This window comes from Enterobacter sp. MGH85 (assembly GCF_001037655.1).
GTDB classification, from domain to species: domain Bacteria; phylum Pseudomonadota; class Gammaproteobacteria; order Enterobacterales; family Enterobacteriaceae; genus Enterobacter; species Enterobacter intestinihominis.
On record NZ_KQ089925.1, the window covers coordinates 3,815,948 to 3,829,555 of the forward strand.

At 54.1% G+C, this 13,608-nt stretch carries 14 protein-coding genes; 3 read left to right on the top strand and 11 right to left on the bottom strand.

Annotation, left to right across the window (positions count from 1 at the left end):
• The first annotated feature begins 63 nt into the window (after positions 1–63).
• Positions 64–1,029, top strand: coding sequence for a L,D-transpeptidase LdtC (gene ldtC, locus SK51_RS18135; RefSeq protein ID WP_022650791.1), 966 nt, complete (start codon positions 64–66; stop codon positions 1,027–1,029).
• Positions 1,030–1,106: 77 nt separating this feature from the next.
• Here ldtC and bhsA read toward each other — a convergent pair whose 3' ends face one another.
• A complete protein-coding gene (gene bhsA / locus SK51_RS18140) occupies positions 1,107–1,364 on the bottom strand; it encodes a multiple stress resistance protein BhsA (RefSeq protein WP_006809234.1) in 258 nt (85 codons plus the stop codon).
• A gap of 245 nt (positions 1,365–1,609) precedes the next feature.
• Between bhsA and SK51_RS18145 the strand changes: the two genes are divergently transcribed.
• Positions 1,610–2,245: a TetR/AcrR family transcriptional regulator gene (locus SK51_RS18145; RefSeq protein WP_023305873.1), complete on the top strand. Its 636-nt coding sequence runs from the start codon at positions 1,610–1,612 to the stop codon at positions 2,243–2,245.
• A gap of 59 nt (positions 2,246–2,304) precedes the next feature.
• Here SK51_RS18145 and SK51_RS18150 read toward each other — a convergent pair whose 3' ends face one another.
• The 8 genes from SK51_RS18150 to hinT all read right to left on the bottom strand — a co-directional run bounded on the left by SK51_RS18150 (position 2,305) and on the right by hinT (position 8,389).
• On the bottom strand, positions 2,305–2,844 hold the full coding sequence (locus SK51_RS18150; RefSeq protein WP_048206914.1) for a glycine zipper 2TM domain-containing protein: 540 nt from the start codon (positions 2,842–2,844) through the stop codon (positions 2,305–2,307).
• A 194-nt stretch (positions 2,845–3,038) separates the two neighbouring features.
• Complete coding sequence (locus SK51_RS18155; RefSeq protein ID WP_017693633.1) at positions 3,039–4,343, bottom strand: NAD(P)/FAD-dependent oxidoreductase; 1,305 nt, start codon at positions 4,341–4,343, stop codon at positions 3,039–3,041.
• A gap of 236 nt (positions 4,344–4,579) precedes the next feature.
• Positions 4,580–5,122 carry an alpha/beta hydrolase YcfP gene (ycfP, locus tag SK51_RS18160; protein WP_022647750.1) on the bottom strand — a complete coding sequence of 181 codons (543 nt, stop codon included), beginning with the start codon at positions 5,120–5,122 and terminating at the stop codon, positions 4,580–4,582.
• 31 nt (positions 5,123–5,153) lie between these two features.
• A complete protein-coding gene (gene nagZ, locus SK51_RS18165) occupies positions 5,154–6,179 on the bottom strand; it encodes a beta-N-acetylhexosaminidase (RefSeq protein WP_022647749.1) in 1,026 nt (341 codons plus the stop codon).
• Positions 6,180–6,190: 11 nt separating this feature from the next.
• Positions 6,191–7,015: a thiamine kinase gene (gene thiK / locus SK51_RS18170; protein ID WP_023305871.1), complete on the bottom strand. Its 825-nt coding sequence runs from the start codon at positions 7,013–7,015 to the stop codon at positions 6,191–6,193.
• Entirely contained in the window at positions 6,996–7,640 is a 645-nt protein-coding gene (gene lpoB, locus SK51_RS18175) for a penicillin-binding protein activator LpoB (protein WP_085929697.1), read from the bottom strand. The genes thiK and lpoB overlap by 20 nt, the downstream gene beginning before the upstream one ends.
• Positions 7,641–7,653: 13 nt before the next feature.
• Positions 7,654–8,028 carry a YcfL family putative periplasmic lipoprotein gene (locus SK51_RS18180; RefSeq protein ID WP_022647747.1) on the bottom strand — a complete coding sequence of 125 codons (375 nt, stop codon included), beginning with the start codon at positions 8,026–8,028 and terminating at the stop codon, positions 7,654–7,656.
• Position 8,029: 1 nt separating this feature from the next.
• A complete protein-coding gene (gene hinT, locus SK51_RS18185; protein ID WP_006809243.1) occupies positions 8,030–8,389 on the bottom strand; it encodes a purine nucleoside phosphoramidase in 360 nt (119 codons plus the stop codon).
• Positions 8,390–8,742: 353 nt separating this feature from the next.
• On the opposite strand from hinT, the gene fhuE reads away from it, so the two are divergent.
• Positions 8,743–10,932 carry a ferric-rhodotorulic acid/ferric-coprogen receptor FhuE gene (gene fhuE / locus SK51_RS18190; RefSeq protein WP_032622149.1) on the top strand — a complete coding sequence of 730 codons (2,190 nt, stop codon included), beginning with the start codon at positions 8,743–8,745 and terminating at the stop codon, positions 10,930–10,932.
• A gap of 139 nt (positions 10,933–11,071) precedes the next feature.
• On the opposite strand, the gene ptsG is transcribed toward fhuE, so the two are convergent.
• Together ptsG and SK51_RS18200 are read right to left on the bottom strand one after the other, a co-directional pair.
• Entirely contained in the window at positions 11,072–12,505 is a 1,434-nt protein-coding gene (ptsG, locus tag SK51_RS18195) for a PTS glucose transporter subunit IIBC (RefSeq protein WP_006809245.1), read from the bottom strand.
• Between the two features lie 298 nt (positions 12,506–12,803).
• On the bottom strand, positions 12,804–13,598 hold the full coding sequence (locus tag SK51_RS18200) for a metal-dependent hydrolase (RefSeq protein ID WP_023299800.1): 795 nt from the start codon (positions 13,596–13,598) through the stop codon (positions 12,804–12,806).
• Between the last annotated feature and the right edge of the window lie 10 nt (positions 13,599–13,608).

Sequence of the window (13,608 nt, forward strand, 5' to 3'; positions counted from 1 at the left end):
TCGCCATAATTATCATTAACGCCTTATAAAACAATAACCTTATCATTTGTATGGATTATGATAATGATGATTTCTTCGCGTTTTACCCGCTGGTTAACTCTGGTTGCGCTGGCCGCGACGGTTGCCGTCGCGCTCCCTGCTCGCGCCAATACCTGGCCTCTTCCGCCCGCCGGCAGCAACGTCGTAGGTGAAAACCGCTTTCACGTGGTTGAAAACGATGGCGGTTCGCTGGAAGCGATTGCTAAAAAATATAACGTCGGGTTCCTGGCGCTGTTGCAGGCCAACCCGGGCGTAGATCCCTATGTGCCCCGGGCGGGCAGCGTACTGACGATTCCGCTGCAAACCATCCTGCCGGACGCGCCGCGTCAGGGGATTGTGATAAACCTCGCCGAGCTGCGTCTTTACTATTACCCGCCGGGGAAAAATGAAGTAACCGTCTACCCTATCGGCATCGGCCAGCTGGGAGGCGATACGCTCACGCCGACCATGGTGACCACCGTCTCCGACAAGCGCGCTAATCCAACCTGGACTCCGACGGCAAACATCCGCGCCCGCTATAAGGCACAGGGTATCGATCTCCCTGCCGTGGTTCCCGCGGGCCCGGATAATCCGATGGGGCACCATGCAATTCGCCTGGCGGCATATGGTGGGGTTTATCTTCTGCACGGAACGAATGCGGATTTTGGTATCGGGATGCGCGTCAGCTCCGGCTGCATTCGCCTGCGCGATGACGACATCAAAACGCTCTACCGCGTGATCGCCCCTGGCACGAAAGTGAATATCATCAATACGCCGATTAAAGTGTCTGAAGAGCCGGGTGGCGTCCGTCTGGTTGAGATCCACCAGCCGCTATCGAAAAACATTAATGACGATCCGCAGACGCTGCCGATTAATCTGAATGCCTCGATGGTGAGCTTTAAAACGAATGCAAACACCGATGGCGCAGTGATGGAGCGGGCGATGGAAGCGCGCTCGGGGATGCCAACCGATGTCACGCGGCATCATGAGGTTGCTCAGCAGTCAATGTAGAACGGTAATAACGACAAACGCCCTGCATTAGCAGGGCGTTTTTTTTTGCAGTGGCATAACGGAGGGTTGCGTTACGCTTATTTGTAGATAACTGCGGTACCGTGCAGGGTGTTAGGACCGGTCACAGAGGTGATGCGGAATGATTTCGCACCCATTTCGTCAGCTTTTTGTGCCAGCTGATCTTCCAGAGAGCCGAGGTTAGTCCCGGCAGTGGCAGAGATGGTACCGACTTTCTGCTGGTCTGCTGGAGTGGATTGCACTTCAACAGCAGCGAAGCTTGCGAAAGAGAGTGAACTCAGAACGGCGGCAGCGATGAGGGTTTTAACGTTTTTCATGATTTTATACCTTTGGGCAGATGATGTAGTGGTCGTTAGTTATTTAGTTAACGATCGATAGGTAAATGATAGATGTGATCCAGGTCACACGTCAACCCATTTTTATAATGGTCGTTAAATTAATTTCATTTTCCTTATATTTCATAAAGATAAAATTAAATTATTTTTAAGAAATCACCGCTGGTCGTCGCAGACGTTTATTTTTATAATGACTATTCAACAAAACAACAGAGGACCAACGGCACATGACAACCGATGTCACGCGTTGCGCAAAGAAAAGCCGTGGCCGACCAAAAGTGTTCGACAGGGATGCGGCGCTCGATAAGGCCATGACGCTCTTCTGGCAGCATGGGTATGAAGCCACGTCGCTCTCCGACCTGGTGGAAGCAACGGGCGCGAAAGCCCCTACCCTGTACGCAGAGTTCACCAACAAAGAAGGCTTATTCCGGGCCGTTCTGGACAGATACATCTCGCGCTTCGCGGCAAAACACGAAGCCCAGCTATTCTGTGAAGAAAAAACGGTTGAGCAGGCATTGCAGGATTATTTCTGCGCAGTCGCAACCTGCTTTACCAGTAAAGACACGCCCGCGGGCTGTTTTATGATCAACACCTCCGCGACCCTCGCGGCATCGTCGAAAGAGATTGCCAACACGGTCAAATCGCGCCATGCGATGCAGGAGGAGACGCTCAGCACGTTTCTGGCTCAACGCCAGCAGCGCGGTGAAATTCCGGCACATTGCCGTCCGCAGGAGCTAGCCCAGTATCTGAGCTGTATTCTACAGGGGATGTCCATCAGCGCCCGTGAAGGCGCGACGCTGGAAAAACTGCAGGGGATTACGCAAATAACGCTGCGCCTGTGGCCTGAACTTCTTAAACTCTGACGCAAAAAAAAGCTCCTCAGCCTGAGCGCATGAGGAGCTAAGTTCAGAGAACATCTTTTTTACACTTTGTTATTCAGTATCAGCTGACCATTGCTGTCGAGAGGGATCTGCGTACCAGGATCTTTATCCATGCGGATTTTGCCCTGCTGATCGCTAATTTTGTAGGTTACGTCGTAGCCCAACATTTTTTCAGACTTGTCATACACGGTTTTACAGCGCTGCTGCGTTGTGGTGTAGGTATCATTTTCCTGCATCGCGCCCTGCACCTGGTTACCGGCATAACCGCCACCCAGCGCACCAACTACCGTCGCGACATCCTTACCACGGCCACCACCAAACTGATGACCAATCACCCCACCAGCAACCGCGCCCAGCACGGAGCCAGCGATACGGTTTTCATCCTGAACCGGACGACGATGGGTGACAGAAACATTACGGCACTCCTGACGAGGCGTCTTGACCGTCTCTTTGATCGGTGTAGCGGAAACCACCTGCGCATACTGCGGGCCACGATCAAGTACGTTCAGACTGGCAACGGCAGCCACACCTAACGCAGCTGCGACGCCAATCCCTATACCCGCCAACATTGATTTATTCACGGGACTTCCTCCTTTGTTGCAATTGGTAGCAATTTTGCAGCGCAATAAACGCTTCGCCAATAAGATAAAGGATCAAAAAACCGGGGGATGAGCTGGGATAGCGTCTGTTTAAGAGAACTCTTAAGCGTCAGGAGCGAAATGCACAGCATGATGTGCTAAAAATTCCCTCCGGAGAGCCCGGAGGGAGGGAGAAATTAGTGCAGCTTCAGGCGTGGGCGGATAACGCGGTTGATGCGGCCGACCAGCATCATCAGGCCGGTTTTGAAGTAGCCGTGCAGCGCAATCTGGTGCATACGGTACAGAGAAATGTACACGAAGCGGGCGATGCGCCCTTCCACCATCATGGAGCCGCGCATCAGGTTGCCCATCAGGCTGCCCACGGTGGAAAAGTTTGAGAGCGACACCAGAGAGCCGTGGTCTTTGTAGACATAGGCTTTCATCGGTTTGCCTTTCATCTGCGCCAGGATGTTATGCAGCACGAGGCTTGCCATCTGGTGCGCGGCCTGGGCGCGAGGAGGCACAAACCCGCCTTCCGGACGCGCGCAGGAGGCACAGTCGCCGATAGCGAAGATGTCCGGATCGCGCGTGGTTTGCAGCGTCGGCTCTGTCACCAGCTGGTTAATACGGTTTGTCTCCAGCCCACCGATATCTTTCATGAAATCAGGCGCTTTGATCCCCGCAGCCCAGACCATCAGGTCGGCCTGGATGTATTCGCCGTCTTTGGTATGCAGTCCGCCCTCATCCGCGCTGGTCACCATGGTCTGGGTCAGCACGCGCACGCCCAGTTTGGTCAGCTCGTTGTGCGCCGCGCCAGAAATACGCGGCGGCAGCGCAGGCAGAATACGTTCACCTGCTTCCACCAGCGTCACATTCAGCGCTTCATTAGTCAGTCCTTTGTAGCCGTAGCTGTGCAGCTGTTTGACCGCATTGTGCAACTCCGCCGATAATTCAACGCCCGTTGCGCCGCCGCCCACGATAGCAATGTTAACCTTGCCGTTAGCACCCATGTTGTTGGTGTACTTCAGGAACAGGTTAAGCATCTCCTGATGGAAACGACGCGCCTGATGCGGGTTATCCAGGAAGATGCAGTGCTCTTTTACGCCTGGGGTGTTGAAATCATTGGACGTACTGCCCAGGGCCATCACCAGCGTGTCATAGGCCAGCTTGCGCTCAGGAACCAGCAGCTCGCCTTTATCATCACGCAGCTCAGCCAGCGTGATGGTTTTATTTTCACGGTTGATGTCCACCACCGAACCCAGCTGGAACTGGAAGTGGTGGTTACGCGCATGTGCCAGATAGCTGAGCGCATCCACGCCCTCATCCAGCGACCCGGTCGCCACTTCGTGCAGTAACGGCTTCCACAGATGGCTGTGGTTACGATCCACCAGCGTGATTTTGGCTTTCTTACCGCGACCCAGTTTCTTACCCAGCTGCGTCGCCAGCTCCAGTCCGCCAGCACCACCGCCGACAATCACTATCTTTTTCAATGGCGTAGTCAACGTGACCCCCTCAAATTATTAACCAATTGTTAATTAAAAGTTATATAAATAACCCTTAATTAACAACAGGTTACTGCGCTGAAACCATTCATATTCATTGAGAATAGCACGTCAGGCGCATTGGTCATACCAAAATTGATATGTATCAAGTTTTGATGGTTTAAAAGTAGACAACTCTGACAAAAAAGAGGCCCGGCACGCTTTCACGTACCGGGCCTTTGTCAGGTTCAGGGAGTTCAGCCCAGCGTTTTAAAGGCCTTAATACGCTGCAAGTGCGGGGAAATATTTTTGAACTTGTGGGTCTGCTCTTCGTCCCAGACAATTTCGTAGTAATGATGCAGAAGTTCAGCAGCGCGGGAGCTGTCCAGCGCTTCATCGTTGCGGGAGAGGATCGCCAGACACCGGTCGCGGTTCTTTTCGCGGAAATTGCTCACGCATTTTGTTGCGATATCGGCGTACTCTTCCGGACGGTCAATCTTGCCTTCCATGTTTTCGTTTGGAAACAGGTTAGGATTAAAAATGACCTGACGGATATCGCACAAAAAACCGATGCGCTCTGCCCAGTATCCCCCCAACCCCACGCCGCAAATCAGCGGGCGATCGTCGATATTGAGCTGCAACATTTTGTCCACTTCTTTAAGCAGATGCTGCATGTCATGCTTCGGATGACGCGTGCTGTAACTGATCAGCCGGACATCCGGATCGATAAACTGCAATTGCAGCACTTTCTCATGATTACCAGGACTGTTTGAGTCAAAACCGTGTAAATAAATGATCATCGTCTCACCACGCTACGCCTTCCGGGATGAATTAAAGGGCTGCTTTATGTGCCTGCCAGCGCTCGTTCAGGGCTTCAAGCCGGGCGTTTACCGTTTTCCAGCGCGCCGAGTCCATCAGCTCCTGACGACTAAATGAACCTTTATGATACAATTGTGTAACACGTTCAGCATTGATCGGCGACAGGTTATCCAGCACGCTCACCGCCCCTTTACGATTATTGCAGACGAGGATCATATCGCAACCCGCATCCAGCGAAGCCTGCCCACGTTCGGCATAGCTTCCCATGATCGCCGCCCCTTCCATGGATAAATCGTCAGAGAAAATAACGCCATTGAAGCCCAACTCCTGACGCAGCACGGTTTTAAGCCAGTGCGGAGAGCCGCTGGCCGGACGCGGATCAACGTCACTGTAGATGACGTGCGCAGGCATAATAGCGTCCAGCTTGTTATCGGTAATCAGCGAGCGGAAAACAGACATATCTTTAGCGCGAATGTCTGCTTCCGGGCGCGGATCGCGCGGGGTTTCTTTATGGGAATCCGCCGTCACCGCCCCGTGGCCCGGGAAATGCTTGCCGGTGGTTTTCATGCCCGCATCGTGCATACCGTCAATGAAGCGCGTCGCCATTGCCAGCGCGATACGTGGATCGTCATGATACGAACGCTCACCTATTGCCGCACTAATGTGTCCTACGTCCAGCACCGGGGCGAAGCTGATATCGATATCCATGGCGATCATCTCGCTCGCCATCAGCCAGCCTGCGTCCTGCGCCAGTTGACCGCCCTCTTCAGCACCCAGCAGCGCAGCAAAAGATTGTGCGGCGGGTAAACGCGTAAACCCTTCGCGGAAACGCTGCACGCGTCCACCTTCCTGGTCGACGGCCACCACCAGGCGATTGCGTGACGCCGCGCGGATCTGGCGAACCAGCTCGCGCAACTGCGCCGGATCGTGATAATTGCGGGTGAAAAGAATCAGCCCCCCTACCAGCGGGTGCGCCAGAATTTCGCGCTCTTCCGCATCAAGCTCAAACCCTTCAACATCCAACATTACTGGACCCACACCAACCTCTCTTATCCTTTCGTTTGTAACTGACGCCAGGCATCATTTGCCAGCGCAATAAATTGTTCGTCATCTGTCTGCTGAAGGCGCATTTCAAACCATCCCGCCATCAGCATCAGCACCCACGGACGCCAGCGCGCGACCTGCCGCGCAAGAGTGAGTACATTTATGTTGGCGTTTCGGGCATAGGCGGTTATCAGCTGCACGCGCGAAGCCTCATCAGGCATCCAGACCGCAGCGAGTTCAAGCGCCACGTCACCATCCCCGGCATATTCCCAGTCGATAAGTTTCTCGCCCGCCGTGGTATGAACGATATTCCCCGCATGGACATCCATATGCAGCGGCGCCAGACGTAACGCCTTCGGCTCTCCCGCTTTACGCAGCCGCTTAAGCTGCGCCAGCCAGAAGGGCGTGCGTCGTCCAGGCGCAGCCTGCTGCCAATAGCTATCCAGTAATGGAAGTAACGTCACCTGCCAGCCCAGACGCGGCTGTCGATGCAGATGATACAGCATGGCTGCCAGCGTGGGCGTATCGGGAAGCTCGCTTTTGATCTCACCCGCAATAAACGCCACCGCCATCCAGTCCCTGATAAAGAGATGAGGTTTCGGGGCAAGGTCGGCGGGAAGGCGCTTCAGGGCGCGGAACTGGCGACGAAAATGGGCGGCAGGCGCGGCGGCATCGTGATGCTGACGTAAAACCAGCCGATGGTCGCCACGCTCAATAATGCAACTCGCGCCGCCAAGCCCGACGGGGGCTTGCGGCGCGATAACACGGTACTGGGGGAAATAACGCGTCAGGACATCATGACGCGTGCGCTTATTGTTGCGTAACGGCACCTTTACCTGACCAGATAATTTCGCCGGTTTGAACCAGCATTAACTGCATCTGCAACGACGGCGTGTTCACGTTGCCTGTCGCGTTAGAATAAAGGACATACTGCGCGCCAACGTTGCGGGCGATACCAATCGCTTTACTGCGCGAACCCAGGCTGTCCTGAGGCGACAGACCAAGCTGTTGCTTAGCGACCGCGAGCTGCTGGGCTGAGACCAGCGTAAATTTACCGTTGTTTGCCAGCGCGTTGCGCAGGGTTTCCGTCGCTTCTCCCGCATTCAGGGAACCGTTTGTACGGTTGTTCACGCTGTCCACCAGCAGCACACTGCCAGGCGTAACGCCCTGTGCCTGCAACATTTTGCCCACCATCGGCTGCATCGCGCCGTTCCAGTCATAGTGCCGCACTCGCGGCGCAGGCTGCGCGGTATCGTCCGGATGTTCGATCGGGCCAGGCTGCGCAGGAATAGTCGGTACAGACGGCACGGTTGGAACAGGTTGCGCCGGTGTTGTTGGCTGTTCCGTTCCCGGCTTCGCCTGATCCACCGGTGCAGGTTCTTCCGTTCGCGTCACACAGCCTGCCAGAAAGAGTGCGAACGCACTCAGGAGCGCATAACGGCTCATTGTTTTAATCAAGGTTCACTCCTTACAAATAAAGATAAAGTCTCACCTTATGTGCACCCAGATAGCTGGCGCTGCCGTAGAGCGTGACCGACGATCTTGCCGGGACCGTCACGCTACGCGGCGCCTCAAGCGGGTGCATCTCAAGACCTCTCACGTCATACCAGTAGAAGCGATAATGCACCGTCACTGGCTCTTGCCTTTCGTTATAGAGCGTAGAGGAGGCAGAAGACTGGATTTCGCTTATGGTCAACGAAGGATTTTCCGCCGTGATGCCCGCAGCAAGCACTGAGGACTCCATCACCAGCGTCTGTTCTTCACTGACCGGGATGGCGGGACGCGCGCTGCACCCAACCATTACCAGCGTCACGATCAGCGCTGCAATACGCCCAGTTAACATATTAAAGACCTTTATGTGCCAGCATCGGTCCCAGTGGACGTCCACCCAGAAGATGCATATGAATATGATAGACTTCCTGGCCGCCATGGCGATTACAGTTCATGATCAAACGGTATCCATCTTCAGCAATCCCTTCCTGCTCAGCAATTTTCGCGGCCACCGTAAGCATACGGCCCAGCGCAACTTCATGCTCGGTTTTAACGTCATTGACGGTCGGAATCAGAATATTGGGAATAATAAGGATGTGCGTCGGCGCCTGGGGAGAAATGTCGCGGAAAGCCGTGACCAGTTCATCCTGATAGACAATATCCGACGGAATTTCGCGGCGGATAATTTTACTGAAAATCGTTTCTTCAGCCATGACCTTTTCCTTTTAAGTTTAATCTGGCGTCGTGCGTCCGTTGTTAACACACATTGTCTGTTTTACTGTGTGACACAACACAACAGTATGAGCGAGTTTCTCCTGTCCTTTCAACCTTCTCCCGTGATTTCTTTCCTGATTATCGCCCATCTGGCTGAAGAGGCATCGCTTTAGGACATTTCTTTTCTGAAACCTGATTTCAGTTCATCCCGAAACATCTGTTTACAGCGTTAATCACAATGCGTATATTTCGCATTTGCATTTTCATGCGCATTTTTAACATAGAAAACGACGTCAGCCCGTGCTAGCGGGACTGTCGCGCACTACCTTCACCATTCACTAAGGGTTTGATGATGTCTTTCATTAATCACACCAGGGATGGGCAACGTCAGCCTGCCGCAACACCTTCGTTGCTGGCCGCCTGCATTGCTATGGCATTGACGCCAACCACCGCTTTCGCTGCTTCAACAGCCGAAGATACCGTCGTCGTTGATGGGGGTTTTGATAACACACAGGATCTTTCTGCCAGCCAGGATCAGGATTACAGCGTAAAAACCACCACCACCGGCACCAAACTGTTGCTGGTTCCCCGCGACATCCCACAGTCCGTCAGCGTTATCAGCCAGCAACGTATGGCTGACCAGAATCTGCAATCCATCGGCCAGGTGCTGACGAACACCACGGGCATTACGGCGCAGGTGCAGGACAGCGATCGTACCGTATTTTACTCACGCGGATTTTTCGTCAGCAACTACGCCTATGACGACCTTCCAACGTCCATCAGTGAAGTGTGGAACTTTGGTGATACCGCCGCCGATACCGCAATTTATGACCGCATTGAAGTGGTCCGCGGCGCCACAGGCCTGATGTCCGGGACGGGCAACCCGGCGGCGTACGTTAATATGGTGCGCAAGCATGCGGACAGCCAGGAATTTAAAGGCAACGTCTCCGCCAGCTACGGCAGCTGGGACAAGCAGCGTTACGTGCTGGATCTCCAGGCGCCGCTGGTGGAATCAGGTAAGGTACGGGGTCGTCTGATCACGGGTTATCAGGACAACGACAGCTTCGTGGATAACTACCACTACCGGAAGAAATTCCTCTACGGCGTGATGGATGCAGATGTTACCGACAGCACGACCCTCTCGGTAGGGTATGAGTATCAGGAAAGCCATACCGCGGACCCAACCTGGGGTGGGCTGCCGACCTGGTACAGCGACGGAAGTAAGACCAACTACAATCGCAGCCAGACCGTCGCGCCTGACTGGGCCTATTCAGATAAAGACAGCACCCGCATCTTCGCTAACCTGACCCAGCGTTTCGATAATGGCTGGGAAGCGCACATCAACGGCATGCATGCTGAAACCAACTTTGACTCTAAGCTGATGTATATGTCCGGTTATCCGGATAAAGAGACCGGCGCGGGCCTGGTGGGTTACGGCGGCTGGAACCGCGGGGAACGCAAACAGGATGCGGTCGATGCCTTCCTGCGCGGCGGTTTCGATCTCTTTGGCCGTCAGCACGAGATGATGTTCGGCGGCAGCTTTAGCCGTCAGCGTAACCATTACGACAACACCATGCCGGATGCAGTATACGGCATGGTTGATGTCGGCAACTTTAAGAACTGGAACGGGAACATTGCCGATCCGCAGTGGACGCCGTGGAAACTCTACAGCAAGGATGATATTCGCCAGTCTTCAGCCTATTCCTCTGCGCGTTTCTCACTCGCCGATCCGTTGCACCTGATCCTGGGGGCGCGTTACACCCAATACAACATTCGCTATAACCCCGCTGGTTCGCCGAATACCCGTCTGGAAAGCACCAAAGATGATGTCACGCCGTATGCCGGCCTGGTGTATGACATCAATGAGGACTGGTCGACCTACGTCAGCTATACCTCTATCTTCCAGCCGCAGGATAAGCGCAATGCCAGTGGACGTTATCTCGACCCTACCACGGGTAAAAGCTACGAAGCAGGGGTGAAGGCAGACTGGTTTAATACCCGCCTCACCACCTCGTTGGCGATTTTCCGCATTGAGCAGGATAACGTGGCCAGCAACACGTATACCTACATGCCGAGCGGTGAGTCGATTTATGAATCGCTGGACGGGGTGGTCAGCAAAGGGGTCGAGTTTGAGCTCAACGGTGCACTGACCGATAACTGGCAGCTGACCTTTGGCGCGACGCGTTACATTGCAGAAGATAAGAATGGCAACGCCGTCAGCTCCGATCAGCCGCGCACAACCATGAAGCTGTTCACCCGTTATCAACTGCCAATGCTGCCGGAACTGACCGTGGGCGGTGGCGTAAACTGGCAGAACAAAGTGTGGACGGACGTGGAAGGCGGTCCGGCAGGACGTTCCCGCGCGGAGCAAGGCAGCTATGGGCTGGTGAACCTGTTCAGTCGCTATCAGGTCACCAAAGACTTTGCTGTTCAGGCTAACGTCAACAACCTGTTCGACAAAGAGTATTACGACTACGTCGGATCGTATGTAGTGTATGGCGCGCCACTGAACGTTTCGGTGAGCGCGAGCTACGATTTCTGAGTATTAAGCCCGGTGGCGCTGCGCTTACCGGGCCTACCCATCACGTAGGCCGGGTTAGGCGCAGCCGCCACCCGGCACCACAAACCGCAATAATAAAAAAGGCAGCCAATCGGCTGCCTTAGTCTCCCCAGATCACAGCTTAGTTGTTGCGGATGTACTCATCCATTTCGGTTTTCAGGTTATCGGATTTCGTTCCGAAGATTGCCTGAACACCAGAACCTGCAACAACGACGCCTGCTGCGCCCAGTTTTTTCAGACCCGGCTGGTCGACTTTCGCAACGTCGGCAACGCTCACACGCAGACGAGTGATACACGCGTCCAGGTTAGTGATGTTCTCTTTACCGCCGAAAGCAGCAACCAGAGCAGGTGCCATTTCGCTGGTCACACCGGCTTTGCTGTCTTCCGTTGCATCTTCACGACCCGGCGTTTTCAGGTCCAGTGCTTTGATCAGCACGCGGAAGACGGTGTAGTACACCACTGCGTAGCCCGCACCCACGATAGGGAACAGCCACAGCTTGCTGCTGTTACCGGACAGAACGATGAAGTCGATCAGGCCGTGAGAGAAGGACGTACCGTCACGCATACCCAGCAGGATACAGATTGGGAATGCCAGACCTGCCAGTACCGCGTGGATGATGTACAGGATCGGCGCAACGAACATGAAGGAGAACTCGATCGGCTCGGTGATACCGGTCAGGAACGAGGTCAGCGCTGCGGAGATCATGATACCGCCCACTTTTGCACGGTTCTCTGGTTTAGCAGAGTGCCAGATAGCAATTGCAGCTGCCGGCAGACCGTACATTTTGAACAGGAAGCCACCAGACAGTTTACCTGCCGTTGGGTCGCCCGCCATGTAGCGTGGGATGTCGCCGTGGAACACCTGACCTGCTGCGTTGGTGTATTCACCAATCTGCATCTGGAATGGAACGTTCCAGATGTGGTGCAGACCAAATGGTACCAGGCAGCGCTCAATGAAGCCGTAGATACCGAACGCCACAACCGGGTTCTGGTAAGCTGCCCACTGAGAGAAGGTCTGGATTGCCGTACCGATTGGTGGCCAGATGAAGGACAGGACCACACCGGTGAAAATCGCGGCCAGACCAGAAATGATCGGCACAAAACGTTTACCCGCGAAGAAGCCCAGATACTCAGGCAGCTTGATGCGATAGAAGCGGTTAAACATATACGCTGCAATCGCACCGGAGATGATACCACCGAGAACACCGGTGTCCGCCAGGTGCTTAGCGGCAATCTCTTCAGCAGGTAAATGCAGTACCAGCGGCGCAACCACAGCCATGGTTTTCACCATGATGCCGTAAGCAACAACGGACGCCAGAGCGGAAACACCGTCGTTATTGGTGAAGCCCAGAGCAACACCGATAGCGAAGATCAGCGGCATGTTAGCAAAAACAGAACCGCCTGCTTCGGCCATCACGTGGGAAACTACGGCTGGCAGCCAGCTGAAGTTTGCAGAACCGACACCCAGCAGGATACCTGCGATAGGCAGTACGGATACTGGCAGCATCAGCGATTTACCGACCTTTTGCAGGTTAGCAAATGCATTCTTAAACATAATTGAGAGTGCTCCTGAGTATTTGTGCTTTTTTTTACGTTTTCACGCATTGGCCCGGGGGGAGTACCGCGCCGTGGACAGGACATCTAAGCGCCCTTTATTTATTACACAGAGTAAAATAATTCCCTCTGAGTTTGTTTGACGGCTATCACGTTTCAGTTCAAGACGGCCAAAAAACTTGCAGATATTTACATAAAGCATGTCTGGATGTGTCTAAAAACGCCATCACCGCCCCGAATGAGGCGGTGAACTTTACTCGCTTTACTTATTAATTACGAGCCTAAAAATAACAGGTGTATCAGACAGATTGCAGGCGGGCGGGGTCAATATGGAACAGGCTGGCGAAGTTTTCCGTTGTCACGCGAGCCAGTTCTTCAATACTGACACCTTTCAGAACGGCCATATACTCAGCGACATCCCGGGTCATCGCTGGCTGGTTCTCTTTGCCACGATGAGGCACCGGCGCCAGGTACGGGGAATCGGTTTCCACCAGAATACGATCCAGCGGAACATAGCGCGCCGCATCACGCAGTTGCTCAGCATTACGGAACGTGACAATCCCCGAGAACGAGATATAAAAGCCCAAATCAAGCAGCTTACCCGCCGTTTCTCTGTCTTCTGTGAAACAGTGTAGTACGCCACCGCAATCCGTCACCTTTTCTTCCCGCAGGATACCCAGCGTGTCGGCGCGCGCATCTCGGGTGTGAACGATAACCGGCTTATTCAGTTCCCGGCCAATGCGGATATGGTTACGGAAGGATTCCTGCTGGCGAGGTTTCGTTTCCGGAGTGTAGAAATAGTCCAGGCCGGTCTCGCCCATCGCCACTACGCCCTCTTCTGCGGCAAGACGGCGTAAATCCTCAACGTCGTACGCTTCATCCTGATTCAGCGGATGCACGCCGCAGGAGAAGACGACATTATCGCGCTCGCCTACCAGTTCACGCATGGAGCGGTAACCCGGCAACGTGGTCGCCACGGCCAGGCAAAATTTCACATCGCGCGCGGCGGCTTTCGCCAGCACGTCGTCTACATTTTTATGCAGGGATTGATAATCCAGGCCATCGAGATGGCAGTGTGAGTCGACTAAAAACATAATGTCTCTC

Coding starts and splice junctions, on each gene's coding strand:
- SK51_RS18180 (WP_022647747.1), bottom strand. CDS start 8,028: ATGTTAACTGGGCGTATTGCAGCGCTGATCGTGACGCTGGTAATGGTT.
- ldtC (WP_022650791.1), top strand. CDS start 64: ATGATGATTTCTTCGCGTTTTACCCGCTGGTTAACTCTGGTTGCGCTG.
- fhuE (WP_032622149.1), top strand. CDS start 8,743: ATGTCTTTCATTAATCACACCAGGGATGGGCAACGTCAGCCTGCCGCA.
- bhsA (WP_006809234.1), bottom strand. CDS start 1,364: ATGAAAAACGTTAAAACCCTCATCGCTGCCGCCGTTCTGAGTTCACTC.
- ycfP (WP_022647750.1), bottom strand. CDS start 5,122: ATGATCATTTATTTACACGGTTTTGACTCAAACAGTCCTGGTAATCAT.
- SK51_RS18145 (WP_023305873.1), top strand. CDS start 1,610: ATGACAACCGATGTCACGCGTTGCGCAAAGAAAAGCCGTGGCCGACCA.
- SK51_RS18200 (WP_023299800.1), bottom strand. CDS start 13,598: ATGTTTTTAGTCGACTCACACTGCCATCTCGATGGCCTGGATTATCAA.
- hinT (WP_006809243.1), bottom strand. CDS start 8,389: ATGGCTGAAGAAACGATTTTCAGTAAAATTATCCGCCGCGAAATTCCG.
- ptsG (WP_006809245.1), bottom strand. CDS start 12,505: ATGTTTAAGAATGCATTTGCTAACCTGCAAAAGGTCGGTAAATCGCTG.